Source organism: Yunchengibacter salinarum, from assembly GCF_037658235.1.
Classification (GTDB): Bacteria; Pseudomonadota; Alphaproteobacteria; order Sphingomonadales; family Kordiimonadaceae; genus Yunchengibacter; species Yunchengibacter salinarum.
This window is the reverse complement of the sequence record NZ_JBBJLN010000006.1, coordinates 1-25,132: the sequence shown is the minus strand read 5'-3', so window position 1 is coordinate 25,132 and position 25,132 is coordinate 1. Positions and strand designations below refer to the sequence as shown.

The window sequence follows — 25,132 nt, the reverse complement described above, 5'->3', positions numbered from 1 at the left end:
CCGGTGCGTCTGGCGCGCGCGGCCCCCTTCACTGACATGCGGCGTAACCGGCCTGTGGCGCGGCTGGGCCTTATATGGGGGTATGGCGAAAAATGTCACCCCCTTCAGGGCACTTATGCGGCGGGGCGGTAATGGGCGTCAAGGGTGGGGGCCGGGTCTGCGACCACGCGCCCCGCCTTCACCAGAGCCACAAGATGGGCCAGAACCGAGCGTGCGGCGGCCGGGTGCAGGGCCGGGTCCACATGGGTGTACATGGCCGCCACCATGTCCGCGATGCGGCTTTTGCCCGCTTCCAGATGGTGCAATATCTGGCGTTCCCGCTGGCGGCGATGGCCCAGAATGGCGTTCAGGAAGCGGTCGGGCCGGTCGATGGCGGGGCCGTGGGTGGGCACCAGCTTGTCCGGCGCCAGGGCGCGCAGCCGACGCAGGCTGGCCATATAGGCGGTCATGTCACCGTCCGGCGGCACGATCACGGTGGTGGCCCACCCCATCACATGGTCGCCGGTGAAGACGAGATTTTCCTCCGTCAAAAGGAAACAAAGGTGGTTGCTGGTATGCCCCGGCGTGTGCAGGGCGGTCAGCGTCCATCCCGTGCCGGAAACCGTTTCCCCGTCGGCCATGGCATGGTCGGGCGCGAATGCCTTGTCGGCGCCTTCCTCCACGCTCTCCCCGGTGAGCGCCGTCTCTTCCTGCCCCGCGCCGTGGGGGCCGAACGCATGTATGGGCGCCCCGGTGGCCTCGGCCAGTGGGCGGGCGAGGGGCGAATGATCCAGATGGGTGTGGGTGACGAGGATGGCCGACACCTTTTGCGCCCCGATCGCGGCGATCAGGGCGTCCAGATGGGGTTTGTTGCGCGGGCCGGGGTCGATCACCGCCACATCGCCGCGCCGTGTGCCGTCTGCCGAGGCGCCGCCATCCACCAGAAAAGTGCCCGTGCCGGTATAGGTGAACGGCCCCGGATTGGGGCAAAGCACCCGGCGCACCCGGTCGGACACCGGCGTGGGTGTGCCATAGACCGGCGCGTCTTCCGTGCCGAAAGCGGGGGTTTGCTGGTCCGTGGTGCCGGGCGGCTGGTTCATGACGGATCGGTCCTGTGCCTGAGGTGGTGGCTGTTTGGCCCGTTATGCGCCAATCAGTACTGTAGCGCCCCGGATCGCGGGTTAAAGGGGTGATCCTGAGTGGACCATGGAGTAGCGCACAAAGGAAAGGGCCGACAAGTGGCAGCTTGTCGGCCCCGGATAAAGGATGCGTCAGCGTCTTGTGGCAGCAGGAGGCAGAGACGCATCTTTGGCAACAGAACCGGTTCCAAGTGGCAGCTCAAGAACGGTTCGACCTGACTATTGCATAGCGTGTGCCAAGTGCGAGAAGCGCGAAAAACGCATGTTCTTCCGCTTCCGCCTGCCTGTTTCGGGGTCACTATGTCTCATAATGAAGCATAATTGTTTCATTCTGGAGTGCGTGCCCTTGTCTCATTCTGGGGCATCTGGTAGCTTTGCGGGGTGAAAGTCAAAGGACCGCCATATCTCCCCGGCCCTGCCGTCTCTCAGCCAGTCCAGTAATGCCGCCGCGCGCTGCCGCGCCGCCGGGGTGCCGCTGGCGACCAGGCCGCCCTGATAGCGCACCGTGCCGCTCAGCCCGGCGGGGATCGGGCCGAGAATCCGCACATCGGGGCTTGCCGCCGCATCGGTTTCATAGACCAGCCCGGTCAGCCCGCCCCGCGCCACCAGCCGCAACGCCTGACGGACACTGGCACCATAGGCGAGCCGCCCCTGTAGCGCATCCCACGCCCCGATCGCCTTCAGATATCGGCGGCCATAAGCGCCAGCGGGCGCCGTCGCCGGATTGGCCATGGCCAGCGGGCGGCCCCGCAATATGGGCTCCAGCGCCGCCAGCGTGCGCGGCAGGGGAATCGCCCCTTCCTGTGGCCCGCCCTGACTATCGCCCGGCAGGCGGGCATGTCGCGGCGCGGCCAGAACGAGCCGCCCCGTGGCCAGCGGCTGGCCTTGCGACAGGATGCCCCCCTGCCGCAACTGTGTCACCCAGCGCGGATGGGCGCTCAGAAAGGCATGGGCAGGGGCCCCGTTGGTGATCTGCCGGGCCAGCGTGGCGCTCGGCCCGAACGATGTTCTGATAGTCCGCCCGCCGCACTTTGGTTCCGTGGCCAGAAGGGCGGGCAGCACGTCGGACAGGCTGGCGGCGGCGAACAGTGTCAGGGGCGGGCAGTCCTGTCCCGCCCGCGCGGGGAGAGCGGGGAAGCCGGCACCGGGCAGTGCGGTCGCGGCAAGCAGCAGGGCGCCGGCGACCAGCCGTTTCAGGCCCGCGCTACCGCCACGGGGCGCGCGATCATGTTCGGGCGGGTGAGGCACATTGTCATCCTTTTGCGCGCTGGTCGCGTACCATTTCTCGACCATATAAGAAATACTGACCCTGCAACCAGCCCGGAGTGTATTGTTGAAGAAACGGTCACCTTTCGAGTCGTCATCAATGGTCCCCGCACTGGATGGGGACGATCCTTTGGCGCGCGTGGTCAATATGCTGCCCGTGGGGTTTCTGTTGCTGGACGGCTGGCGGATCGTGTTCACCAACCGGGAGGCGGAGCGGCTGTTCAATGCGCCGGAATCCCGCCTGCTTCAAGAGGATCTGCGGCCTTTCATGGAAGCCGGGGACCGGGGGCTGCTGACCCGTGCCCTGTCGGCCGCCATGGAGGAGCCGGACCAGCACCCCGAAGTGAACTGCCGCCTGATACCTGGGGGGAAAGATGTCCCGGCGCGCGACGTGCATCTGACGGTGGCGCGCCTTGTGTGGCAGGGGGTGCCCTATACCCAGATGGTGGTGCAGGACATCAGCCGGGAAAAGGCGCGCGAACACGAACTGGAACGGCTGTCACTCACCGATCCGCTGACCGGGGCGTATAACCGCCGCGCCTTCGCCGACCATGTGGCGGAAGCAGGCCGCACGGATGTGAAAGACATGGCTGTGATCCTGTTCGATATCGACCATTTCAAGGTGGTGAATGACCAGCATGGTCACGCGGCGGGGGATATGGTGCTCATTCATCTGGTGACTCTGGCTCAGGCCCGTGTGCGGGCGTGGAACGGCGGCAGATCGGATGGTGTGCACCCGGCGGTGGATGCCGCCATGCTCGCCCGCGTGGGCGGGGAGGAATTCGCCATTCTGTTGCCCGGCGCCGATCGGGATACCGCGCGCCGGTTTGCCGATCAGGTTCGTATGGACGTGGCGGATTCTTCCGTTTCGGTGGATGGCAGGGACGTGCGCGTGACCATTTCGCTGGGCGCGGCGGTTCTGCCCACGCCTGAAGCGGATCTGGATGCGCTACTGCGCCGGGCCGACCGGGCTCTCTACAGTGCCAAGAACGACGGGCGTGATCGGGTGATTCTGGCGGATGCCACGGCGCCGCCGCCGCCCGCATCCGAACGCATCTCCCGGCGCACGGATCGCGGCTGATCCGTCTCTTTCCCCCGTACGTAAACTGCCCCGTAAGCAGAACACAGGAGACCATCATCATGAGATTGTCCGGTCAATCCGGGTCCGGCAAGGGCGGCGGGGGCGAAGCGTCCTTGTCATTTCAGGATGCTCATTTGCAGCTTTCCGGGATACCGCAGGAAGAATTGCCGCTGGATAACGCATCCCCGGCACTTCACAGCCTGATCGACCTTTGGTTTCGGCGCACACAGGCACAGGGGCGCATCCCCGCCGCGTTCAACATGCGCGACATTCCGCCCAGAATACTGCCCTATGTGATGCTTCTCACGCTGGACCGGGAGCGTGACCGGTTGATCGTCAGGCTGGCGGGAACCGAGGTGTGCCAACGTCACGGCGGGGAAATGAAGGGCAAGACCACGGATGATTTCTTCGAACCGGTGGATGCCGCCATCGTGGTGAAATCGGCGCTTGATGTGGCGCACAACAAAACGCCCAGCCTGGCCCGCCGCAATTATGTGAATATCGACGGCAAAAGCTGGCACTATACCCGCCTGATCATGCCGCTGAGCAGTGACGGCGAGACCGTGGATGGTTTCTTCAAAACCCTGGACCCGGACACGCTGGACTGGTGATCCCAACCCGGTGGTGATCCGGTCAGCCTGCCCATGATCAAGGAGCGTCGCCCCGTGAACACCAAGACCGGCACTGGCCCGCATCCCGAAGCCCCCAAGGGGCAGAAGGCGGCTTTACAAAATGAGGAGCGGGATGGGGCCGGCCTTGATGCTGTCCGATCAGATGTGTGCGCGCGAATCGCGCGGGCCGGGTGCGAACCGGGGCCGGAAACGGCCCGGCTGGCGGTGCGCATCCTGGAATGGCACGGCCACGGCATGGACAGCGCGGAATATGATATCTGGTGCGCGGTGGCGGTTCTGGGCGAATTACCGGTGTCGCCCGCCGCGCCACCTCTGACCCCATTTGATACTTAACAGCCGTCTTGGCATTCGCGCCGGAGCATGGTTAAGCTGATACCCTGCCGCACCCCGGCCATGCCTGGGTGTGCTCGGTTTTTGCCCGTCCCTGGCCCGGAGCTTCCATGTCATCATCCCCCCTTGCCCCACCCTTTGGCACCACATCGCTGTTCGACCTGCTCGAAAAGCTGGAGGCGGACCCCGAAACGCCGGGCCGCTACCATGTGACGGTGGATGGCGGCTGGATGCAGGGGCGCACGGTGTATGGGGGGCTGGTGGCCGGTCTGGCGCTGGCCGCCGCCCGGCGCACCCTGATACCCGCCTTCAGCCCGGCGGGGGCGCCGCCCGATCCGGCCTGTCTTCCACCCCTGCGCGCGGCGGAAGTGGCCTTCATCGGCCCGGCGGGACATGCGCTTGAGCTTCAGGTTTCCATTCTGCGCCGTGGGCGGCGGGTGACTTTTGCGGGCGTGGACGTGTTCAGCGAGGGCGCGCTGGCCACGCGGCTTCTGTTCACTTTCGCCGCCGGGCGGGACAGCGGCCTGACCATGCCACCGGCCCGTCCCCTGCCGGGCCATCTGAAGCCTTTGGAGTCGGGTGTGCAGCTTGCCCGCAGCGACGGCCCCGCTTTTCTGGCCCATTTCGATGCCTGGCTGGTGGCTGGCGATCTGCCGGGCGGTGGCGGGTCGGATACGGATATTCATGTGTGGACCCGGATCAACGACCCCCGGCTGGATGAGGTGCCGCCCGCCGTGGCCTTTCTGACCCTGGGCGACGTGCTGCCCCCCGCCATTCTCAGCCGCCTTGACGGTTTTGCGCCACTGTCCAGCCTGACCTGGTCGATCAATCTGCGCCATGTGCCGGATCGGGGTGCCCTTGGCTGGGTGCTGCTGAACAGCCGGGCGGACTGGGCGGCCCACGGCTATTCCGGCCAGACCATGGCCGCCTGGGACGGGGACGGCGTATTGATGGCCACGGCCCACCAGACCGTCGCGGTATTTGCCTGATCCTTGCGGCGGCACCATATATGCACAACCGGATCAGGCGCGCTTTACAACCGCCGCAGGCTGTCACACCATGACGAAACGGTCCCGGCGGGTTTCCCGCCCATCCGTTCTTACCCCGGAGTATGCCCATGTCCCCGACCCGCCCTGCCTTTGCCACCGCCATTGCGGACCCGGACGACGCCCCCCTGCCCAGCGCCATGACCGGTTCCGACGGGCGCGACAGTCTCGACGCGACGGGCGACGGCGCCGTGGTGGATGGCCGCGGCGGCGATGATGTGATCACCGTGCTGGGGCTGGGCGATACGCTGGCGGGCGGCGCGGGCGATGACCGGTTGGATCTGGAAGTGGCCGACGGCACCGTGACGCTGGACCTGCTGGCGGGCACGATCACCGGGGAAAGCGGCGCGGTCAGCACCGTCACCGGGTTTGAATCGATCAACGGTTTTTTCAGCCCTGTACCGCTGGTGTTGCAGGGCGCGCGCCAGAATGATGACCTGCGCGGCAGCGATTTTTCCGACAGTCTGACCGGGGGCGGCGGCTTCGACACGCTGCAGGGCATGTTCGGCGATGATGTGCTGCGGGGCGGCGCGGGCGATGACCGGCTCAGTGGTGGCGGTGGTGATGATACCCTGGACGGCGGCAGCGACCTGACCGGGGACACGGTGAGCTTTTCCGGCGCCCGGGCAGGCGTGGTCGCCGATCTGGCCGCGGGGGTCGCCAGCAATGACGGTTTCGGCGACCGGGATGTGCTGATCTCGATCGAGAATATCTTCGGCGGCAGCAGTGGTGACAGCCTGGCCGGGGATGGCGGGCGCAACGAGATTGACGGCGCCAGCGGTGATGATCTTCTGGAAGGCCGGGGGCAGGCGGATAGCCTTTTCGGCGGCGCGGGCGATGACACCCTGTTCGCTGGGGATCGCGCCGGGGCGGCGGAACCCAGCCCCGACACGGGGTTTGACAGCCTGATGGGCGGCTCCGGCAATGATCGGCTGGTGGGCGACGCTGGCCGGGATCGGCTGGACGGCGGCACCGGCAATGACACGATCGAGGCGGGCGCCGGGGATGACCGCGTGTTCTTTTCCAATGGCAATGACCGCCTTGATGGCGGCGCGGGGGAGCGGGACGAACTGTCCTTTGAAAACCGGCGCGGCGGCGTGGTCAATCTGGGCCGGGGGCTGGCCAATGACGATGATGACAGCGCCACCATCACCGGCTTCGAGGATGTGACCGGCAGCCCCGGCAGGGATCGGCTTATCGGCGATGCGGGGGACAATATCCTGTTCGGCGGGGACGCCAATGACACGCTGAACGGCGCGGCGGGCGACGACCTGATCGGCGGCGGTAATCGCGGTGAATTCCTGCTGGATTTCGAAGGCGGGGATGACCTGCTGCGCGGCGGCGCGGGGAATGATTCGCTTTTGGGGTCCGCCGGGGCGGACACGCTGGAAGGCGGCGCCGGGGCCGATCTTTTCGTTATTGACGGGGAGGGGGACACGGTGGTCCGCGATTTCAACGCGGGCGAAGGGGATGGCCTGCTGCTGGTGGATGACGGGCTGACCTGGCCCGGCCTGTCGGATGTGCTTCAGGACAGTACGCAAAACGGCGATGACGTGATCATCAACACCCAGACCGGCGGCAGCGTGCGGCTGGAAGGCGTGGATCTGGACAGCCTGACCGCCGATGATTTTCTTCTCGGTAACCGGGGCACCATCGGTTTTGGCGATGACCCCGTCCCAACGCCTTTCTCGGATCGCCTGTGGCTGTCCAGCCAGGGGGGCACGGCGGATGGGCTTTCCGGGTCCGACACGCTGACCGGCGGTGGCGGCGCGGATACGCTTATCGGCGCTTCGGGCAATGATTCGCTGATCGGGCAGGGCGGTGCGGATCGGCTGGATGGCGGGGTCGGGGACGACACCCTTAAGGGCGGCAGCGGCAATGATGTGCTGCTTGGCGGCGCGGGCGCCGATCATCTGAACGGGGGCAGCGGTGTGTCGCGCCTGACCGGTGGGGATGGTGGAGACGTGTTCACCCTGTCCGCCTTTGGCCAGGCCACCATAACCGATTTCGACCCCGCTGAGGACAGGCTCGCCGCCCCGGCCAGCCTGCGCCTGTTCGACAGGGCTGACATACTGGCGCTGGCACGGCAGGACGGCGACGATACCGTCTTCACCTTTGATGACAATACCAGCCTGCGGCTTGAAGGGGTCGATCCCGCGTCGCTCGATACCGGCCATGTTCTGAAGTCCAACCCGCAGCAATCCGTCGTGGGCGGGCTTCAGGGCAGTGGCCGGGCCGAGAGCCTGATCAACGGGCTGGGCTTTGAAATGCCCGCCGATGGCAGCCCGCTGGTGCTGACCTACAGCTTCCCGGACGATCCGAGCCTGCTGCCCCCCGGCGATTTCACCAATAATCTGGGCTTCTCCCCGGTGACGGAGGAACAGAAAGACGCCTTCCGCCAGACGGTGGCGGACCTGGAAAAGCTCATCAATGTGGACTTTGTGGAGGTGGAGGAGGCGCCCGGCCATGTGGGCCTGATCCGCATGGCGCAGAGCAGCGCCGTGGGGGACCGGGGCTCAGCCGGTTTTGCCTTTTTCCCGTCGTCCGGTGACCTGGGCGTGGCGTCTGACATCTGGATCGATACCCGCGACTGGGGGGATAACACCCTGCCGCTGGTGGCGCACGAACTGGGGCACGCCCTTGGCTTGCAGCACCCCCGCGAGGGGGGCGGCGCGCCGGAGGTTCTGGCGCCGTCCACCGCCACGGACGCGGAGGGGGCGGCGATCGCCCCGCCGCCGCATGACCATGATCAGGACCATGAGCATGACAACGATCCGGCATCGGATGAAGCGGGGCGCAACCTGCTGTCCCGGCTGGAGGTGCTGGATGTGAGCGGCACCGTGCAGGCCCCGGACGGCATTATTCAGGGCGCGGAATTCACCCTGATGACCTTCCAACTGGGGCTTAACGGCGTGTTCTCAGGGGGGCTGCCCATCAGCCCCACCGGCTTTCAGGCCATCGACATAGAGGCCCTGCAACAGATTTTCGGCGCCAATACCAGCGCCTCGGCGGGCGATGACGTATATCATTTCACCGCGGATCAGGTGGTGTTCGAAGGGCTGTTCGATGCGGGCGGCAATGATACCTTCACGTTCGGGCCGGATGTGGGGGCGCTCAATCTGGATCTGGCCCCCGGCAGCGCGGTGGATGTGGGCACCAGCATTTCTGATCGCAGCGTGGAACTGCGCCAGACCCTGAGCCTGACCGAGGACACGGTGATCGAAAATGTGGTGGCGGCAGGCGGCAACGACACTTTAACCGGCAATCTGGCCCATAACAGCCTGAACGGCGCCGGTGGGGATGATCGCCTGTCCGGTCTTGCCGGTGACGATACGCTGATCGGTGGGGACGGGGCGGACACGCTGAGCGGCGGCGATGGCACGGACCTGGCGGACTTCAGCGACTCCGGCGCCGTGGTGGTCAATCTGCGCGAAGGCTTCACGCGGCTGGGCGCTGAGGGGGACGTGCTGGAAGGCATCGAAAATCTGCGCGGCGGGCAGGGCCATGACCGGCTGGTGGGTGACGGCGCCGACAATCGCCTGGAAGGGCAGGCGGGCAATGACACGCTCACTGGCGGCGCCGGGTCCGATACCGCCTTTGGCGGCCAGGGGCGGGACAGTTTTTTCGCCGGGCCGGGCGACGATGCGGGCGATCTGTTCATTGGCGGCACCGGCATCGATACCCTGTTCCCCGGTGCGGGCGACGATACGGTGGTGGGCGGTGATTGGGCGGACAGCAACGGCAATGACCGCTTCGATCCGGGGGAAGCGCTTCTGGACACCCCCGGCGCCGCGTTCAGCTTTGCCGGCACGGGCAATGATCAGGTGTTCGGCGCGGCGGGCGCGGATGTGCTGGGCGGCGGCGCCGGGTCGGACAGTCTGTTCGGCGGGCCGGGCCAGGACGTGTTGTTCGGCGGGCGCGGCGGTGCGGACGCCGATAACGGGGACCGCTTCGAGGGCGGAACCGGGAATGACAGCATCTTTGCCGGGGCCGGCGCCGACACGCTGGCCGGGGGCGCGGGCGCTGATACCTTGTTCGGCGGCAGCGGCGTGGACCGGCTGGCTGGCGGCGCGGGCGTGGACGCCCTGTTCGGCGGCGGCGGTGATGATACGCTCACTGGCGGCGCGGGGGCGGACCAGTTCTTTTTCGGCGGTGATCATGGCCGGGACAGGGTCACGGACTTCAATGCGGATCAGGACACGCTTTTCCTGGCCAATGCCGAGGCCGCCTTCGCAAACCGGGAAGCGGTGCTGGCCGCCGCCTCCGAAGATGTGCAGGGCGGCAGTGACGGCGTGCTCATCATGACCGGCGCGGACAGCAGCCTGTTCCTTGTGGGGCTCACCCTGAACGATCTGGCGGATGCCGTTATCACACTGTAAGGCTTCGCCGCCCCTGCGGCCATCCCGCCTATCCTTAAACACCACCCTATCCGACGGCCACAAGCGTGGCCCGCCGCAAGTGCGGCGCCCTCGCGGAGCGCGTGCGCAGCACGCTTGCGTGAGCGGCAAAAAACAGCTCCCACCCGCACCAACTTGTCCTCTACCGCCATCCCGCATTTGCGGGATGAGCGGAGGCCACAAGCGTGGCCCGCCGCAAGTGCGGCGCCCTCGCGGAGCGCGTGCGCAGCACGCTTGCGTGAGCGGTCAACAATCCCTGCCCGCGCTAGCGGCCAGAGCGGCCTGGGCCGCCGCCAGCCGGGCGATCGGCACCCGGTAGGGTGAGCAGGACACATAATCCAGCCCGGTTTCCTGACAGAAGGCGATGGAATCCGGGTCGCCGCCATGTTCGCCGCAAATCCCCGTTTTCAGGCCCGGACGGGTGGCGCGGCCCCGTTCAACGCCGATGGCCACCAGTTCGCCCACACCGTCCCGGTCCAGCGTGACAAAGGGATGGCGGGGGAAGATTCCGGTGCGGATATAGTGATCCAGGAAACTGCCTGCGTCGTCCCGGCTGATGCCCAGTGTGGTCTGGGTCAGGTCATTGGTACCAAAGGAGAAAAAGTCCGCATGGGCGGCGATGTCCGCGGCACACAGGGCGGCGCGGGGCAGTTCGATCATGGTGCCCACCAGATAGTTGATCCGGTGGCCCTTTTCCGTGAAGACGGCCTCCGCCACCCGGTCTACCACGGTGCGCAGGTCGCTCAATTCCCGCGCGGTGGCCACCAGAGGGATCATGATTTCCGGCACCACTGTTTCGCCGGTTTCGCTTTCGATCTCCACGGCGGATTCGAAGATGGCGCGGGCCTGCATTTCATAGATTTCGGGATAGGTGATGCCCAGCCGACAGCCGCGATGGCCCAGCATGGGGTTGAATTCATACAGTTCGCTGGCGCGGCGGCGCAGGGTTGCGGAATCCACACCCATGGCGGCGGCCACTTCGTCGAACTCGCTGTCATGACGCGGCAGGAATTCGTGCAGGGGCGGGTCCAGCAGGCGGATGGTCACGGGCAGGCCGCGCATGATGGTAAACAGGTCATAAAAATCGCCGCGTTGCATGGGCAGCAGCTTTTCCAGGGCCTTGCGGCGCCCCTCCCGGTCATGGGCCAGGATCATTTCCCGAACCGCGATGATGCGGTTGCCGTCGAAGAACATGTGTTCGGTGCGGCAAAGCCCGATGCCCTCGGCGCCGAAATCGCGCGCGGTCTGGGCATCGGCGGGCGTGTCCGCATTGGTGCGCACCTTCAGGGCGCGCTGGCGATCCGCCCAGACCATCAGCCGGGCGAAATCGCCCGCCAGTTCCGGCTTCAGGGTTTTTACTTCGCCCACCATCACGTCGCCGCTGCCGCCGTCAATGGTGATGACATCGCCCTTGCGGACCTCCCGGCCCATGCAGGTCATCACGCCCGCGCCCGCGTCGATGCGGATCTGGCCCGCGCCCGAAACGCAGGCCCGGCCCATGCCGCGCGCCACCACGGCGGCGTGGCTTGTCATGCCGCCGCGCGCGGTGAGGATGCCACGGGCGGCGTGCATACCGTGAATGTCCTCCGGGCTGGTTTCCACCCGGCACAGGATCACGTCCCGGCCTTCCTTGGCCAGCGCGTCCGCCTCGTCCGCGTCGAACACCACTTCACCGGCGGCGGCACCGGGCGAGGCGGGCAGGCCACGGGTCAGGATATCGCGCGGGGCGGCGGGGTCCAGCGTGGGGTGCAGAAGCTGGTCCAGCGCGGCGGGGTCCACCCGCATCACGGCTTCTTCTTCCGTGATCAGGCCCTCGGCGGCCATTTCCACGGCGATTTTCAGGGCCGCCGCCGCGGTGCGCTTGCCCGCGCGGGTCTGAAGCATCCAAAGCTTGCCCTTCTGGACCGTGAATTCGATGTCCTGCATGTCCCGGTAATGGGTTTCCAGCTTGTGGAACACGTCCTGAAGCTGGGCAAAGACGGCGGGCATACTTTCTTCCATGGCCGGCTTGTCGGTGCCGGCGGCTTCGCGCGCGGCGCGGGTCAGGTGCTGGGGCGTGCGGATGCCCGCCACCACGTCTTCCCCCTGGGCGTTGATCAGATATTCGCCATAAGTGGCCTTTTCGCCAGTGGACGGGTTGCGGGTGAAGGCAACGCCGGTGGCGGAACTGTCGCCCATATTGCCGAACACCATGGCCTGCACATTCACCGCCGTGCCCCATTCCTCAGGGATGTTGTGCAGGCGGCGATAGGTTTTCGCCCGCTCAATCTGCCAGGAACCGAACACGGCGCCAATGGCGCCCCATAACTGTTCCTCGGCGCTTTCCGGGAAGGGGGTGCCCAGCGCTTCTTCCGTCTTGACGCGGAAGCGACCGGCCAGGTCGCGCCAGTCATCGGCTTTCAGCTCGGTGTCCAGTTCCAGCCCGCGCTCTTCCTTGTAGAGTTCGATTTCGTCCTCGAAGATGTGGTGGTCCACGCCCAGCACCACATCCGAATACATCTGGATGAAGCGGCGATAGCTGTCCCAGGCAAAGCGGGCATCGCCGCTCTGGCGCGCCAGCCCTTCCACCGTTTCGGCATTGAGGCCCAGATTGAGCACCGTATCCATCATGCCCGGCATGGAAACCCGCGCCCCGGATCGCACCGAGACCAGCAGTGGCTTGTCCGGGTCGCCGAAGCGGGCGCCCACACTGGATTCCACGGCCCTGAGGGCGGCTTCCACTTCGCCCTTCAGGCTGTCGGGGTACTGGTGGTCATGGGCGTAATAATGGGTGCATACGGCGGTGGTGATGGTGAAGCCGGGCGGAACCGGCAGCCCCAGAGACGCCATTTCCGCCAGATTGGCGCCCTTGCCGCCCAGCAGATTCTTCATGTCGGCCCGGCCTTCCGCCGCGCCGTCCCCGAATGTGTAAACCCATTTGCTCATGGTGCCGTCACCATCCCCCTGTGGCATCCCCCACCGCCGCGCCGGTGTGGCGGGCGGGCCGTGTATCAAAGTGGCCGGTTTTCCGCCTAGCCTTCAAGCTGGCTGAAATCCGCCACTGCGTCCGTCGCCGCCTGTATGGCGGTCAGCAGCGCCAGCCGGTTTTGCCGCACTGCGGAATCGTCAGCGTTCACGGTAACGCCATCGAAAAAGGAATCAATGGGTTTACGCAAGTTTGCCAGCGCCCGCATGGCGGCGGCGAAATCCTCCCGCTCCAGCGCGGTTTCCGCGGCTTTGCGGGCGGTGCCGAGGGCGTCATAGAGCGCTTTTTCGAAGTCCTCCTGAAAGAGGACGGGGTCCACATGGGCTGTGCTGGCCGCGCCGTCCTTTCGGGCTTCCGCCTTGAGGATATTGGCGGCGCGCTTGTAGCCCGCCAGCAGATTGGCGCCGTCGTCCGTGTCCAGAAAGCCTTGCAGTGCATCCACCAGCGCCAGCAGGCGCACCAGATCGTCCTGTCCGCCCGTGGCGGCATCGATCACGTCATGGCGAACGCCGCGCTCCCGCTGCTGCACTTTCAAGCGGTCGATCACGAAGCCGGTCAGCGTGTCGTCCGCATCGGCGATGCGGTCGGCGGCATACAGACCGCGTGCCGTATGGAACAGGGTGGTCAGCGATACCCGAAGCCCGTTTTCCGTGATCAGGCGGATCACGCCAAGGGCGGCACGGCGCAGGGCAAAGGGGTCCTTGCTGCCGGTGGGGGTTTCGCCAATGCCGAAGAAGCCCACCAGTGTATCCAGCTTTTCCGCCAGCGCCACGGCCACGCTGATGGGCGCGGTGGGGCAGCGGTCCTTCGGCCCGCGCGGGGCGTAATGGTCCAGAATGGCGTCGGCCACCGCCGCGTCCTCATTCTGGGCCAGCGCGTAATAGCGGCCCATAATGCCCTGAAGGTCCGCGAATTCCCCCACCATGCCGGTGACGAGATCCGCCTTGGCGAGCGATGCGGCCCGCTCCGCCTGTTGCTTGTGGCAGCCGGGAATGTGATCGGCCAGATGCCCGGAAAGCGCCACCATGCGGTCCACCCGGTCGGAAAGCTGGCCCAGCTTTTCGTGGAACACAATGTCCGCAAGCCGGGGTTTCAGGTCTTCCAGCGGGGTTTTCAGATCCTGTTCCCAGAAGAAGCGCGCATCGGACAGCCGCGCCGCCAGCACGCGCTCATTGCCCCGGATGATGGTGTCGCCGCCGTCGGGCGCCTCGATATTGGCCACGGTGATGAAAACGGGCGCCAGCCTGCCGGTCTCGCGGTCACGGGTGACGAAATATTTCTGGTCCGCCTTCATGGTCTTGATCAACGCTTCTTCCGGCACGGTCATGAAGGCGGGATCGAAGCGGCCGGGCAGGGGCACCGGCCATTCCACCAGGCCGGCCACCTCATCCAGAAGGCCGGGATCGTCCACCAGGTCCACGCCCGCTTCGTCCGCCAGTTCAAGCGCCCTGTCCCGTATCACCCGTTTGCGCTCTGCCGGGTCCAGCATCACATGGGCGGCGCGCAGTTTTTGGGCATAATCGGCGAAACCGGTGACGGTGAAGGCATCCGGCGCCATGAAGCGGTGACCGCGCGTTCGTGCCGCGCCGCTGGCCACGCCCAGTCCCGGCAATGCCACGGGGTCGCCATTGAACAGGGTCAGCGCATGATGGAGCGGGCGCACCCAGCGCAAGGAGCCGCTGCCCCAGCGCTGGGACTTGGGCCAGGGGAAGTTGTGAATGATCTCCGCCAGCTTCCGGGCGATCACATCCCGCGTGGGCTCCCCCTGCTTTTCGATGACCGCATAAAGGAAGGTGCCTTTTTTCTCGTCCCGCTCAACGCACTGATCGCGGCTGATGCCATTGCCGCGCAGGAAACCATTGATCGCCTTTTCGGGTGCGTCCACGCGGGGGCCGCGCTTTTCCTCGCTTATGTCCGGCGTTTTGAGCGGTAGGCCCGAAATGGTCAGAATCAGCCGTTGCGGTGTGTAAAAGGCCCGCGTATCGGCCATGGTCAGGCCCGTATCCGCCAGTGCACCCGTCATGGCGGATTGCAGGTGCGCCGCCGCGTTCTGCTGCATTCCGGCGGGGATTTCCTCGCTGTAAAGCTCGATCAGCAGTTCGCCGGTTTCGGCCTTGTCCTGCGCGTTCATGCCTGCGGCTCCCCGGCGGCGTTCAGCCAGCCGTTTTTCTGCATATAGGCGGTGCAGCTTCCCTTGGCCAGATCGCGCACCCGCCCGATATAAGCCTGCCGTTCGGTGACGGAAATCACGCCCCGCGCATCCAGCAGGTTGAAGATGTGGCTGGCCTTGATGGCCTGCTCATAGGCGGGCAGGGGCAGCTTCGCCGCGATCAGGCGGTGGCATTCGTCCTGCGCCTTGCGGAAACCGTCGAACAGCTTGTCTGTGTCCGCGATCTCGAAATTGTGGGCCGACTGCTGCTGCTCATTGGCCAGATAGATGTCGCCATAGGAAACGCCGGCGCCGTTGAAATCCAGGTCATACACATTGTCCACACCCTGAATGAACATGACCAGCCGTTCCAGCCCGTAGGTCAGCTCCCCGGTGACGGGGCGGCAGTCATGGCCGCCCACCTGCTGGAAATAGGTGAACTGGCTGACTTCCATGCCGTCGCACCAGACTTCCCAGCCCAGCCCCCAGGCGCCCAGCGTGGGGCTTTCCCAGTCATCTTCCACGAAGCGGATGTCATGCAGGCGGCTGTCGATCCCGATGGCCTCCAGCGAGCCCAGATACAGCGCCTGTATATCGTCGGGGCTGGGCTTCAACACGGTCTGGAACTGGTAATAATGCTGCAACCGGTTGGGGTTTTCGCCGTATCGGCCATCCGTGGGGCGGCGGCAGGGCTGCACATAGGCGGCCCGCCACGGATCGGGGCCGAGCGCGCGCAGCGTCGTGGCCGGGTGAAAGGTGCCCGCGCCCATTTCCAGATCATAGGGTTGCAGGATCACGCATCCCTGATCCGCCCAATAGGTCTGAAGGGTCAGGATGATGTCCTGAAAGGAGTGCCCGCGCGGGGCTGCCTGATCTGCCATTGTCCGGTCTTCTTGCAACGGGGTTGGTCGCCTTGAATGGCGCGCAACCTAGCCGCCGGGTGGGGCAGGGTCAAGGTGCGCCGACGGCCCGGTGCGCCCCGCGGGGATCACACATCCTCCCCGTGGCGGATGCGTTCATGATGGCGGATCACTTCCTTGATGATGAATTGCAGGAATTTTTCGGAAAATTCCGGGTCCAGATTGGCGCTGTCCGCCAGTTGGCGCAGCCGCTCTATCTGTTTCTGTTCCCGCGCCGGATCGGCGGGTGGCAGGGCGTGTTCCCGCTTGTAATAGCCCACCTTTTTGGTGACCTTGAACCGTTCCGCCAGCAGAAAGACCAGCGCGGCATCGATATTGTCGATGCTTTCGCGGAAATCATCCAGTGCGCGCCGATGGTCGGCTGTGTCCTCTGTGCTGTGCGCCACGACGGACTCCTTTTTTGCTCGGTACGGAACAGGGCTGGCACGGGCGGCGAGGGATCAAAGCCCGTACCGGTTCCATAGCAGGCGGCTTTCCAGCGTCGCAAGGGCCTGTTGCGGCAGATTGGGGCCGGCGGCGCCGGATCGCGCGCCGAACAGCCCCCTTAACCCGCGCGAGCGCGCATTGACGGGGTGGAAGCGCACCTTTTTCCCGAAGCGTTCCCGCAACACGCTGCGCCGGTCGCCGATGCCATCCACCAGGCCCAGTTCCACGGCGCGCTGGCCGGTGAAGATGTCGCCGTTGAACAGGGTCGCCTCGTCCCCGGCCAGGCGGCGGCCACGGCGGTCCTTCACCATCTGGATGAAGAAGGCGTGTATGTCCGCTTGCAGGTCTTTCAGCCGGGACACGTCTTCGGGGTTTTCGGGGCGAAAGCTGTCCAGCAGGGCTTTATGGTCCCCGGCGGTATAAAGGCGCCGCTCCACGCCCAGCCGGGCGATGGCTTCATGGAAGCCGAAGCCCGCCGCCACCACGCCGATGCTGCCCAGTATGGAGGCCTCGTGCACGAATATTTCGTCCGCCGCCAGCGCCAGCATATAGCCGCCGCTGGCCGCCACGTCCTCGGCAAAGGCGATCACGGGCACGTCCTTTTCCTCGGCCAGCGCCCGGATGCGATCCACGATCAGGCCGCTTTGCACCGGCGAGCCGCCGGGGGAGTTGATTTCCAGCGCCACCGCCTTCACGCCCGGCAGGTCAAAGGCATCATGCAGGCTGTCCGCCAGGCCGTTGAGCGATAAATGGCTGCGCATGGCGCTGTCCTGGGCGGCGATGGCGCCGTTCAGCCGCACCACGGCGACCCTGGGCGCGGGCGCGCCGATCAGGCGGGTTCTCAGGCCGATAAGGCCGCGGCTGGCGGTTCTGAACAGGCCCATGGTGTGGTGTCTCCCTTGATGGTTCGCGTGGTTCGCGGCCTGGTAGGTGCCGGGGCTTGCCTGGTCGGGTGGCGGTGTTTTCGGTGCTGGCCGGTCAGCTTTTCCCGTTCGGGGCGGCCAGGTCAAGGGCGGCGCCTTTGCGCAGGATGTTTTCTGCCTCCGGGGTGTAGCGCTCCGTCCGCCCATGCAGCGCCAGGCCGGGCAGCAGTGTCAGCCCGCCCCGCGCGCCCTTGCGCCCCTGAATGATGACCCGTTTGGCGGCTTCCCCCTGACGGGGCCAGAGCGGCAATACGCTGATGGCCCCCACCCGGCCATGCAGCCGGGCCAGCACTTCATCCAGCCGGTCGGCGCGATAGACCAGGGTGATGCTGCCTTTCTGACGCACATAATGGACGGCGAAGCGCAGCCAGTCATCCAGCACGGCGCGGCTTTCCATATGGGCCATGCCCTTGGACCGATCGGGCGGTCGAATCGCGCTGGCATGGGCCAGATAGGGCGGGTTGAGCATCACATGATCATACTGGCTCTGGGCGCCGCTGCGATCCGCCACGTCGCCCAGCGCCAGTGTCAGCGCGTGGCCGAGCCCGTTGCGCTGGGCATTGCGGGTGGCCAGGTCGATCATGGACTGCTGCACATCGATGCCGTGAACCCGCACATCCGGCACCCGGCGCGCCAGGCACAGCGCCGCGCCGCCGGAGCCGATACCCCCTTCCAGCACGGTTTCCCCCGGCTGGGCCGGTACGGCGGCGGCCAGCATCACCGTATCCATGGATACGCGGTATCCGTCTATGGGCTGCTCCAGGTGCAGGGCGCCGCCCAGAAAGGCATCCATGGTAATGTCACGCGCCCCGGCCCGCCTGTCCGGCTTTTCCGTGGTCGAGGTTTCGGGCGGGTTGCTTTCTGGCATGGGCGGTTTACTCCGGCGCGGCAATGGACACATTTCATGCGAGCATCATATCTGGCGCCATATGGCGCATGGACAAGCGCAAACGCGAAAGCTACTGTCCGCCCGCAGCGATCCCTGGCATCAGGGATATTTGATTGAGCATAGCGGAGGACCCCGCATGAACAAGGTGCAAGGTGCTCACCCTGCCCGACCGGAAACGGCCACATCTCAGGCCACGCAGCGCCCGGTGGACCGGATGCAGGCCCTGGTGGCCGACGATCTGGCCGCCGTCAATCGCGCGATCACGGATCGGATGCAGAGCCGGGTGGGCCTGATTCCCGATGTGGGCGGCCATCTGGTGGGGGCCGGGGGCAAGCGTCTGCGCCCGCTGCTCACGCTGGTGTGCGCGGCCATGCTGGGCTATCGGCAGTCGCGGCATGTGGGGCTTGCCGCCTGTGTGGAATTCATCCATTCCGCCACCCTGCTGCATGACGATGTGGTGGACATGTCCGCCAAGCGGCGCGGGCGCGATACGGCCAATGCACTCTGGGGCAATCAGGCGAGCGTGCTGGTGGGGGATTATCTGTTTTCCCGCGCGTTCGAGTTGATGGTGGCGGATGGTTCCCTGCGCGTGCTGGAAATTCTCTCACAGGCGTCCACCGTGATCGCCGAGGGGGAAGTGCTGCAATTGTCCACCGCGCGGGATCTGACCACCACCGAGCCCACCTATATCGAAGTGGTGGCCGCCAAGACCGCCGCCCTGTTCGCCGCCGCCTGCGAAGTGGCGGGCGTGGTCGCCGAAGCGGGCACAAAGACCGAGCAGGCATTGCACGCTTATGGCCGCAATCTGGGGATCGCCTTTCAGATTATCGATGACATGCTGGATTATGATGCCGACGAAAGCGCGCTGGGCAAGGCCATCGGCGATGATTTCGACGAGGGCAAGGTGACCCTGCCCATCATCCTCGCCCATGCTCGCGGCGACGGGGAGGAACGCGCCTTTTGGCAGCGCACCATCGGCAAGGGACAGGTGGAGGACGGCGACCTGGACCATGCAAGGGCTCTGTTCGCCCGCCACGGCGCGCTGGAAGACACCCGCAAGCGAGCGGAAAGCTATGCCGATGCCGCCCGCGCCGCGCTGGCGGACATGCCGGATAATGCCTATCGCACGGTATTGCTGGACATGGTGGATTTCTGCCTGTCCCGCGCCTATTAAGGGTAGGGCGCGGGCCGCGCCACCGCTGCCTGATTTTTTGCCAAGCTCACGCTTGCATCCCGCAGGCAGTTCCCTTATACACGCCCACGACCCGATAACGGGGGGTAGCTCAGCCTGGTAGAGCACTGCCTTCGGGAGGCAGGGGCCGGAGGTTCGAATCCTCTCTCCCCGACCAGTGAACCGCCGCTTCCACACCATTGGAAGCGGCGGTTTTTTTATGCGTCAGTTTTTGTGGGTCAGCACCGGGGTGTGTGGGGTGTTTGGTGGGGGTGATACAGCTTCGGGCGCTTTTCCGGGGTGGTCGAACACTTCACGGCGCTTTTACAGCGCTGATGAATGATTTTTTATCCTTTTAAATCAGTATATTATTAATTTTTTACAAAAATATGCCCGAAAGGGGTTGCACTCTCCGCGTTGGTGTTATACATAACTAATACACCGACGCGGTAGAGCAGTAACGCACAGCGATCCGCTCCACCGCATCGGCGGAAAAAAGGCCCGCCCGAAACGACAGCACGGCACGGGTCACCACAGCGAGGACAGGGCCGGCAAGCCCCCGCGAAAAAGGGGGCGGCCCAGGATGGCAAGACCGGAAACCGGCAGTCATCCGATCTGAAAAAAGAGACGACGACAGCAAAACCCGGCCCGCAAGGGTCACGACAAGCGAGGAGCAAGACCATGAACAGCCTGAAATCCTATAAAGCCAACAAACGTGCCATTCGCCGCAGTCACCGCCTGGCTCGGGCACAGGCCGCCGCGGCCGGTGTTGCCCGGCTGACCGCCGCCCCCGGCCCGGTTCTGGTATAAGTGTAAGACGAGCGGGAGAGAGCCCATGACGCCGGAGTGGACGGACGATCAGCCGATCTACCGGCAACTGAAGGAAAAGGTGGCCAATGCCATCATGGAAGGTGCCTTGTCGGAAGGCGAGGCCCTTCCGTCCGTCCGCAGTGTGGCGGTGGACCTTCAGATCAATCCCATCACGGCGTCCAAGGCCTATCAGGAACTGGCTCAGGACGGTCTTGTGGAAAAGCGCAGGGGGCTTGGCATGTTTATTGTCGATGGCGCGCGCGAGCGGCTTCTGGAAGCCGAGCGGCGCCGTTTTCTGGAAGAAGACTGGCCGCGTGTGGTGGCCACCATCGAACGGCTCGGCCTGAACGCGGAAGATCTGGTACGGGCCAGCCTGAAAGGCGGCCAGGCCGGATCGGGCGGGCCATCTGGAAGCGGAGAGGATGACTCATGATCGAAGCTGACCGGCAGAATGCCGCCGAAACGCCCGACCCCATCGTGGTTCGTGCGCGGGGGCTGGGTAAGCATTATGGCGAAACCACCGCCCTTGAAGGGGTGGACCTTGATATTCCCCTGGGCCGGATTGTGGGTGTGATCGGCGCCAATGGCGCGGGCAAGACCACCATGCTGCAATCCATTCTCGGCCTTCAGGATTTCGAGGGGGAACTGTCCGTTCTGGGGCGTGATCCGGGCCGTCGCCGCCATGATCTGATGACGGATGTGTGCTTCATCGCCGATGTGGCCACGCTGCCCAAATGGATGACCGTGCGCCAGGTGCTGGATTATGTGGCGGATGTGCATCCCCGCTTTGACCGCGACAAGGCCCGCACCTATCTGGCGCGCACCAAGATCCCGCTGGATCGCAAGGTGAAAGCCTTGTCCAAGGGCATGGTGGTGCAGGTGCATCTGGCCGTCGTGATGGCGATTGATGCCCGCCTTCTGGTGCTGGACGAGCCGACGCTCGGCCTGGATATCGTGTTCCGCAAGCAGTTCTACCGAAACCTGCTGGAAGAATATTTCGATGAGGACCGCACCATCCTGATCACCACCCATCAGGTGGAGGAAGTGGAGCACATCCTGAGCGACGTGATCTTCATTCATGACGGGCGCAAGGTGCTGGATCAGGACATGGAAAGCCTGTCCGAGCGCTTTGCCGAGGTGGCCGTGACACCCGACCGGGAGGCGGAAGCCCGCGCGCTGGGCCCCGTTCAGGAGCGCAGCAGCTTTGGCCGCACCGTGATGACATTCGAAAACGCGGACCCCGATGCGCTGGAGCCGCTGGGCACGGTACGGGGCCTGTCGCTGGCCGATATCTTCGTCACCACCGTATCCGATCCGTCGGTTCGCGTGACCGCACAAGGAGACGCGCAATGAAACGCTTTGCCGCTTTGCTGAAACGCGAGGTCATGGAGCACCGGGGCGGTTTCGTGTTCCTGCCCGCCATTCTGATGGCCGTGATGCTGCTGCTGACGGTGGTATCGCTGTTCTTCAGCGATATGGCCATCATGGTGGATGACATGGACCTGGCCGGGCGCCTGAGCGCTGAACAGGAAGCCAACCCGGAGAAGGTGGAATCCGCCGCCCTTGTGGCCTATTACGGGCTGTCCGCACCGGTCTGGCTGGTGCTGCCCTTTGTCATCATGTTCACCCTGTTGGGGGCGCTGTATGAAGAGCGGCGGGACCGGTCCATCCTGTTCTGGAAATCCATGCCGGTATCCGACTGGGAAGAAGTGGCCGCCAAGCTGGTAGCGGCGGCAGTGGTGGCGCCGTTGATCGCGCTTGTGGTGGTCATGGCCGGGCAGGTGGCCGCCGGGGTGGTGCTGACTTTGGGCTTTCTGGTCAAGGGCGGGCCGATCGGCGTGCTGTGGCCGGTGCTCTCGCTGGTGGGAAGCTGGTTTCTCAGCCTGCCGGTGCTGCTGTACATGGTGTTGTGGGCATTGCCCGTCATGGCCTGGTTTCTTGCCATGTCCGCCTTTGCCAACCGATCGCCCCTGTTTTTCGCGGTGATCCCGCCGCTGGTGCTGGGCATTCTTGAGCGGATCATATTTGACAGTGCGGTGATCGGTCGCTTCTTCAGCCTGCATCTGGGCGGCTGGGTGGATCGGATTGCGCTCCGGGTGGACGTGGAAAGCCCGCTTGATCTGCTGCGGATTCGCGATGTGATGGTGGGCGCCATGGGGGAAGCCACATTCCTCAATCCGCAATTCTATGTGGGGCTGGTGGTGGCCGCGGGCCTGCTGGCCATCAGCGTGGAGCTGCGCCGCCGGGCGGCCTGAGGTGGCCCAGAGGCGGCGAACAGACGAAGCGTCCGGCCCTGGCCGGGCGTTTTTTGTCCGGCCCGTGGGCTCAGGCGTTATCCGGCCCGGCCAGTTCCCAGTGATCGAAGGTAAAGCCCGGTGCCACGGTGCAACTCATTAGGGACCAGTCGCCCCGGCCTTCCGGCAGGAGCCAGGCACGCTGCCACACGCCCGCGGCAATGGCGGCTTGCGGGCGATGGCCGCTGGCCAGATCCAGCCCCAGAATCGCGCGCTGTGTGGTTTCGTCGCCGTGGGCCGTTTCCAGCACCAGCGGGCAGCCGCCATGGAACAGCCACAGTTCCACCGCGTCGATCCGGTGCCACCGGGCCGTTTCGCCCCGGCGCAACAGATAATGAATGGCGCTCATATGGCCGCGCCCGGCGGGGCCGTCCGACATTTCAAAGGTGCGGCGATAATGCCCCCCCTTCCGGGTGGGGCACCAGTTCAAGCTGGCGGATGATGGCGTCGCCGGTCAGGGGGTGCGCGGTGAGGGTCATGATTCATTCTCCGGCCCGTTGGCGGGGCGCGTGGCATAAAGCGCCACCGCTGCCGCGTTGGAGACGTTCAGGCTTTCCACTGTTGCTTCAATCGGAATATGAACAAGAAGGTCGCAGTTTTTCGCCACCAGTGGGCGCAGGCCGCGCCCCTCCGCCCCCATGACCAGCGCCAGCGGGCGATCCGTGGGCGTGTGGGGCAGGGTGGTCGGGCCGTCTCCGTCCAGGCCGACGCACCAGTACCCCATCTCTTTCAGAGTCGCCAGCGCGCGGGCCAGATTGGTGACCCGCACCCACGGCACCCGGTCCATCGCCCCGGCGCTGGCGCGGGCCAGCGTGCCGGATTCGCGTGCCGCGCCCCGATCCGGCGTGATCAGGGCGCGGGCGCCGAATGCCGCCGCCGAGCGCAGGCAGGCGCCCACATTGTGCGGGTCCGTGACCTGATCCAGCACCAGCAGCCGATCCGCCGCCCCTTTCGGCGCCAGCGATTCCAGGGGCGGTGAGGGCAGGGGCCGCACCTCCATGACCAGCCCCTGATGGGGGGCGCCCTCCGGCAAGGCGGCCTTGAGGGTGGCAGCATCCTGGCCCGCATGAATCTTGTCCTTGATTCTGTCCATCAGGTGCGCGGCTTCGGTCTTGAGGGTGGCGGCGGCCTTGTCGGTGGCATGGAGCCGCACGATCTCGCGTTGCGGGTTGGCCAGTGCCGCTTCCACGCTGTGGCGCCCGAACAGGAAATACCCATCCGGCGCGCGCGGCACCGGTACCGGCCCTGTCCGGGACGCGGGCGTGCCTTGCGGGGCGCCGGGCTGGTCCCCGGCCTGCGCCCCCCCGGTCTTCCGGTTGGCGGGCCCGTTCCGGCCCTTTTTCGCCTGGGCGGGCTTTCGGTCGGTGAATTTGCGGCCCATGGTTCGGTCCCCCAAGTGTGTGTGCATGATGCGGGGCCTTGTTCCCCCGCAAAGGCTGTAGGCGATGCACAGCGCCGCCGCAAGCCGCGCCGTGCGGCCCGCCTGTTCCATGCCGGAGAGAAAAGTTGCCTCTGTCTCCGTCGCCCCTGTTGACACCGCCGTCACAATCAGCATATTGCGGCCTCACCGCGGCAGACCGGCCCCGATCGGGCAAGGTGCCTTGGCAACATGATCTCGGAGGGGTTGGGGAGCGGTCAAACCCATCAGACTGTAAATCTGACGCCTTAGGCTTCACAGGTTCGAATCCTGTCCCCTCCACCATTTCTCCGGCCTGGTCGCCCGCATGTCAGCGGGGCCGGGCCTGTTGCGTAAGCGGCTCCCCCCGGTCAGGGCCGGGGCGGGGCGCTTTTGTCCGGTGGCGGACGAGGCGGGTGTAGCTCAACGGTAGAGCCCCAGCCTTCCAAGCTGGTGGTGCCGGTTCGATTCCGGTCACCCGCTCCATGCTTCCGGGCGGCTCGGCCGGCGTTTCCCCCGTGGGAACGGCGGGCGGTGAATGCCGGTGGCGGACGGTCCGTCGCCGAGGCACTGACGAGAAACGCCTGCGGCTGGCGGGGCTGTTGTGCCTCCCCCACGGGTTCATCTTTTGCTTAAGGGTAACGGGCAATGTCGAAAGAGAAATTTGAACGTAATAAGCCGCACGTGAACATTGGCACGATTGGTCACGTTGACCATGGCAAGACGACGCTGACGGCTGCGATTACGAAGGTACTGTCTGAGTCCGGCACGGGCTCTGCGGTGGCGTTTGACAACATTGACAAGGCGCCTGAGGAGCGTGAGCGTGGTATCACGATTTCCACGGCGCACGTTGAGTATGAGACGGAAGCGCGCCACTATGCACACGTGGACTGCCCCGGTCACGCTGACTATGTGAAGAACATGATCACGGGCGCGGCGCAGATGGACGGTGCCATTCTGGTTGTGAACGCGGCGGACGGCCCGATGCCGCAGACGCGGGAGCACATTCTTCTGGCGCGCCAGGTTGGTGTTCCGGGGATGGTTGTTTTCCTGAACAAGGTTGATCAGGTTGACGACGAGGAGCTTCTGGAACTGGTTGAGCTGGAAGTGCGCGAGCTTCTGAGCGAGTATGATTTCCCTGGCGACGACATTCCGATTGTTGCGGGTTCCGCGCTGGCGGCGCTGGAAGGTCGTGACGATAACATCGGCAAGGAGAAGATCCTTGAGCTGATGAAGCAGGTTGATGAGTACATTCCCTCGCCGGATCGCCCCAAGGACCAGCCTTTCCTGATGCCGGTTGAGGACGTGTTCTCGATTTC

General features: G+C 65.5%; 21 protein-coding genes and 3 tRNA genes. 14 read left to right on the top strand and 10 right to left on the bottom strand.

The window, feature by feature from the left end; genetic code table 11:
• Positions 1-113: 113 nt before the first annotated feature.
• Both WGH93_RS07905 and modA read right to left on the bottom strand, forming a co-directional pair.
• Entirely contained in the window at positions 114-1,079 is a 966-nt protein-coding gene (locus tag WGH93_RS07905) for an MBL fold metallo-hydrolase (RefSeq protein ID WP_374764334.1), read from the bottom strand.
• Positions 1,080-1,469: 390 nt separating this feature from the next.
• Positions 1,470-2,366: a molybdate ABC transporter substrate-binding protein gene (gene modA, locus WGH93_RS07900; protein WP_374764333.1), complete on the bottom strand. Its 897-nt coding sequence runs from the start codon at positions 2,364-2,366 to the stop codon at positions 1,470-1,472.
• A 118-nt stretch (positions 2,367-2,484) separates the two neighbouring features.
• Between modA and WGH93_RS07895 the strand changes: the two genes are divergently transcribed.
• From WGH93_RS07895 to WGH93_RS07875, 5 genes are all read left to right on the top strand, one after another.
• Complete coding sequence (locus tag WGH93_RS07895; RefSeq protein WP_374764332.1) at positions 2,485-3,465, top strand: GGDEF domain-containing protein; 981 nt, start codon at positions 2,485-2,487, stop codon at positions 3,463-3,465.
• A gap of 59 nt (positions 3,466-3,524) precedes the next feature.
• Positions 3,525-4,076 (top strand): PAS domain-containing protein, encoded by a 552-nt coding sequence (locus WGH93_RS07890; protein ID WP_374764331.1) that lies wholly within the window; start codon positions 3,525-3,527, stop codon positions 4,074-4,076.
• A gap of 54 nt (positions 4,077-4,130) precedes the next feature.
• Complete coding sequence (locus tag WGH93_RS07885; protein WP_374764330.1) at positions 4,131-4,430, top strand: hypothetical protein; 300 nt, start codon at positions 4,131-4,133, stop codon at positions 4,428-4,430.
• Positions 4,431-4,537: 107 nt separating this feature from the next.
• Positions 4,538-5,416, top strand: a complete 879-nt coding sequence (locus tag WGH93_RS07880) for an acyl-CoA thioesterase (protein WP_374764329.1) — start codon at positions 4,538-4,540, stop codon at positions 5,414-5,416.
• A 128-nt stretch (positions 5,417-5,544) separates the two neighbouring features.
• Positions 5,545-9,852 carry a hypothetical protein gene (locus tag WGH93_RS07875; protein ID WP_374764328.1) on the top strand — a complete coding sequence of 1,436 codons (4,308 nt, stop codon included), beginning with the start codon at positions 5,545-5,547 and terminating at the stop codon, positions 9,850-9,852.
• A 264-nt stretch (positions 9,853-10,116) separates the two neighbouring features.
• On the opposite strand, the gene ppdK is transcribed toward WGH93_RS07875, so the two are convergent.
• From ppdK to WGH93_RS07845, 6 genes are all read right to left on the bottom strand, one after another.
• Entirely contained in the window at positions 10,117-12,795 is a 2,679-nt protein-coding gene (gene ppdK / locus WGH93_RS07870) for a pyruvate, phosphate dikinase (protein ID WP_374764327.1), read from the bottom strand.
• An 86-nt stretch (positions 12,796-12,881) separates the two neighbouring features.
• Positions 12,882-14,966, bottom strand: coding sequence for a glycine--tRNA ligase subunit beta (gene glyS / locus WGH93_RS07865; RefSeq protein WP_374764326.1), 2,085 nt, complete (start codon positions 14,964-14,966; stop codon positions 12,882-12,884).
• On the bottom strand, positions 14,963-15,865 hold the full coding sequence (locus WGH93_RS07860) for a glycine--tRNA ligase subunit alpha (RefSeq protein ID WP_374764325.1): 903 nt from the start codon (positions 15,863-15,865) through the stop codon (positions 14,963-14,965). Before WGH93_RS07860 ends, glyS begins: the two co-directional genes overlap by 4 nt.
• A 107-nt stretch (positions 15,866-15,972) precedes the next feature.
• Positions 15,973-16,290, bottom strand: a complete 318-nt coding sequence (locus WGH93_RS07855; RefSeq protein WP_374764324.1) for a chorismate mutase — start codon at positions 16,288-16,290, stop codon at positions 15,973-15,975.
• Between the two features lie 54 nt (positions 16,291-16,344).
• Positions 16,345-17,214: a S49 family peptidase gene (locus WGH93_RS07850; RefSeq protein WP_374764323.1), complete on the bottom strand. Its 870-nt coding sequence runs from the start codon at positions 17,212-17,214 to the stop codon at positions 16,345-16,347.
• 94 nt (positions 17,215-17,308) lie between these two features.
• Complete coding sequence (locus WGH93_RS07845; protein ID WP_374764322.1) at positions 17,309-18,121, bottom strand: tRNA1(Val) (adenine(37)-N6)-methyltransferase; 813 nt, start codon at positions 18,119-18,121, stop codon at positions 17,309-17,311.
• Between the two features lie 157 nt (positions 18,122-18,278).
• Here WGH93_RS07845 and WGH93_RS07840 point away from each other — a divergent pair, with 157 nt between their 5' ends.
• The 6 genes from WGH93_RS07840 (at position 18,279) to WGH93_RS07815 (ending at position 22,378) form a co-directional block, all read left to right on the top strand.
• On the top strand, positions 18,279-19,316 hold the full coding sequence (locus WGH93_RS07840) for a polyprenyl synthetase family protein (protein ID WP_374764321.1): 1,038 nt from the start codon (positions 18,279-18,281) through the stop codon (positions 19,314-19,316).
• Between the two features lie 98 nt (positions 19,317-19,414).
• Positions 19,415-19,491: transfer RNA gene (locus WGH93_RS07835), tRNA-Pro, on the top strand.
• A gap of 503 nt (positions 19,492-19,994) precedes the next feature.
• Positions 19,995-20,123, top strand: a complete 129-nt coding sequence (locus WGH93_RS07830) for a hypothetical protein (RefSeq protein WP_374764320.1) — start codon at positions 19,995-19,997, stop codon at positions 20,121-20,123.
• A gap of 25 nt (positions 20,124-20,148) precedes the next feature.
• On the top strand, positions 20,149-20,556 hold the full coding sequence (locus tag WGH93_RS07825) for a GntR family transcriptional regulator (protein WP_374764319.1): 408 nt from the start codon (positions 20,149-20,151) through the stop codon (positions 20,554-20,556).
• Positions 20,553-21,476, top strand: coding sequence for an ABC transporter ATP-binding protein (locus WGH93_RS07820; protein WP_374764318.1), 924 nt, complete (start codon positions 20,553-20,555; stop codon positions 21,474-21,476). Before WGH93_RS07825 ends, WGH93_RS07820 begins: the two co-directional genes overlap by 4 nt.
• Positions 21,473-22,378 (top strand): hypothetical protein, encoded by a 906-nt coding sequence (locus WGH93_RS07815; protein ID WP_374764317.1) that lies wholly within the window; start codon positions 21,473-21,475, stop codon positions 22,376-22,378. Before WGH93_RS07820 ends, WGH93_RS07815 begins: the two co-directional genes overlap by 4 nt.
• Before the next feature lie 70 nt (positions 22,379-22,448).
• Here WGH93_RS07815 and WGH93_RS07810 read toward each other — a convergent pair whose 3' ends face one another.
• Together WGH93_RS07810 and rlmB are read right to left on the bottom strand one after the other, a co-directional pair.
• Positions 22,449-22,796, bottom strand: a complete 348-nt coding sequence (locus tag WGH93_RS07810; protein ID WP_374764316.1) for a cupin domain-containing protein — start codon at positions 22,794-22,796, stop codon at positions 22,449-22,451.
• Between the two features lie 96 nt (positions 22,797-22,892).
• The gene (rlmB, locus tag WGH93_RS07805; RefSeq protein ID WP_374764315.1) at positions 22,893-23,825 is read right to left on the bottom strand and encodes a 23S rRNA (guanosine(2251)-2'-O)-methyltransferase RlmB; all 933 of its coding nucleotides are present in this window, start codon (positions 23,823-23,825) and stop codon (positions 22,893-22,895) included.
• Between the two features lie 209 nt (positions 23,826-24,034).
• Between rlmB and WGH93_RS07800 the strand changes: the two genes are divergently transcribed.
• The 3 genes from WGH93_RS07800 to WGH93_RS07790 form a co-directional block, all read left to right on the top strand.
• A tRNA-Tyr gene (locus tag WGH93_RS07800) sits at positions 24,035-24,119 on the top strand.
• Between the two features lie 106 nt (positions 24,120-24,225).
• Positions 24,226-24,299, top strand: a tRNA-Gly gene (locus WGH93_RS07795).
• A gap of 162 nt (positions 24,300-24,461) precedes the next feature.
• Positions 24,462-25,132, top strand: a 671-nt coding sequence (locus tag WGH93_RS07790) for a GTP-binding protein (RefSeq protein ID WP_374764314.1), incomplete at its 3' end; no start/stop codon positions are given.

What these genes read in the sequence shown, in the direction of transcription:
- WGH93_RS07825 (WP_374764319.1), top strand. Translation starts at nt 20,149, where the DNA reads ATGACGCCGGAGTGGACGGACGATCAGCCGATCTACCGGCAACTGAAG.
- WGH93_RS07840 (WP_374764321.1), top strand. Translation starts at nt 18,279, where the DNA reads ATGAACAAGGTGCAAGGTGCTCACCCTGCCCGACCGGAAACGGCCACA.
- WGH93_RS07820 (WP_374764318.1), top strand. Translation starts at nt 20,553, where the DNA reads ATGATCGAAGCTGACCGGCAGAATGCCGCCGAAACGCCCGACCCCATC.
- WGH93_RS07895 (WP_374764332.1), top strand. Translation starts at nt 2,485, where the DNA reads ATGGTCCCCGCACTGGATGGGGACGATCCTTTGGCGCGCGTGGTCAAT.
- WGH93_RS07875 (WP_374764328.1), top strand. Translation starts at nt 5,545, where the DNA reads ATGTCCCCGACCCGCCCTGCCTTTGCCACCGCCATTGCGGACCCGGAC.
- WGH93_RS07905 (WP_374764334.1), bottom strand. Translation starts at nt 1,079, where the DNA reads ATGAACCAGCCGCCCGGCACCACGGACCAGCAAACCCCCGCTTTCGGC.
- WGH93_RS07880 (WP_374764329.1), top strand. Translation starts at nt 4,538, where the DNA reads ATGTCATCATCCCCCCTTGCCCCACCCTTTGGCACCACATCGCTGTTC.
- WGH93_RS07815 (WP_374764317.1), top strand. Translation starts at nt 21,473, where the DNA reads ATGAAACGCTTTGCCGCTTTGCTGAAACGCGAGGTCATGGAGCACCGG.
- rlmB (WP_374764315.1), bottom strand. Translation starts at nt 23,825, where the DNA reads ATGCACACACACTTGGGGGACCGAACCATGGGCCGCAAATTCACCGAC.
- WGH93_RS07860 (WP_374764325.1), bottom strand. Translation starts at nt 15,865, where the DNA reads ATGGCAGATCAGGCAGCCCCGCGCGGGCACTCCTTTCAGGACATCATC.
- ppdK (WP_374764327.1), bottom strand. Translation starts at nt 12,795, where the DNA reads ATGAGCAAATGGGTTTACACATTCGGGGACGGCGCGGCGGAAGGCCGG.
- WGH93_RS07810 (WP_374764316.1), bottom strand. Translation starts at nt 22,796, where the DNA reads ATGTCGGACGGCCCCGCCGGGCGCGGCCATATGAGCGCCATTCATTAT.
- glyS (WP_374764326.1), bottom strand. Translation starts at nt 14,966, where the DNA reads ATGAACGCGCAGGACAAGGCCGAAACCGGCGAACTGCTGATCGAGCTT.
- WGH93_RS07830 (WP_374764320.1), top strand. Translation starts at nt 19,995, where the DNA reads ATGAACAGCCTGAAATCCTATAAAGCCAACAAACGTGCCATTCGCCGC.
- WGH93_RS07845 (WP_374764322.1), bottom strand. Translation starts at nt 18,121, where the DNA reads ATGCCAGAAAGCAACCCGCCCGAAACCTCGACCACGGAAAAGCCGGAC.
- WGH93_RS07890 (WP_374764331.1), top strand. Translation starts at nt 3,525, where the DNA reads ATGAGATTGTCCGGTCAATCCGGGTCCGGCAAGGGCGGCGGGGGCGAA.
- WGH93_RS07850 (WP_374764323.1), bottom strand. Translation starts at nt 17,214, where the DNA reads ATGGGCCTGTTCAGAACCGCCAGCCGCGGCCTTATCGGCCTGAGAACC.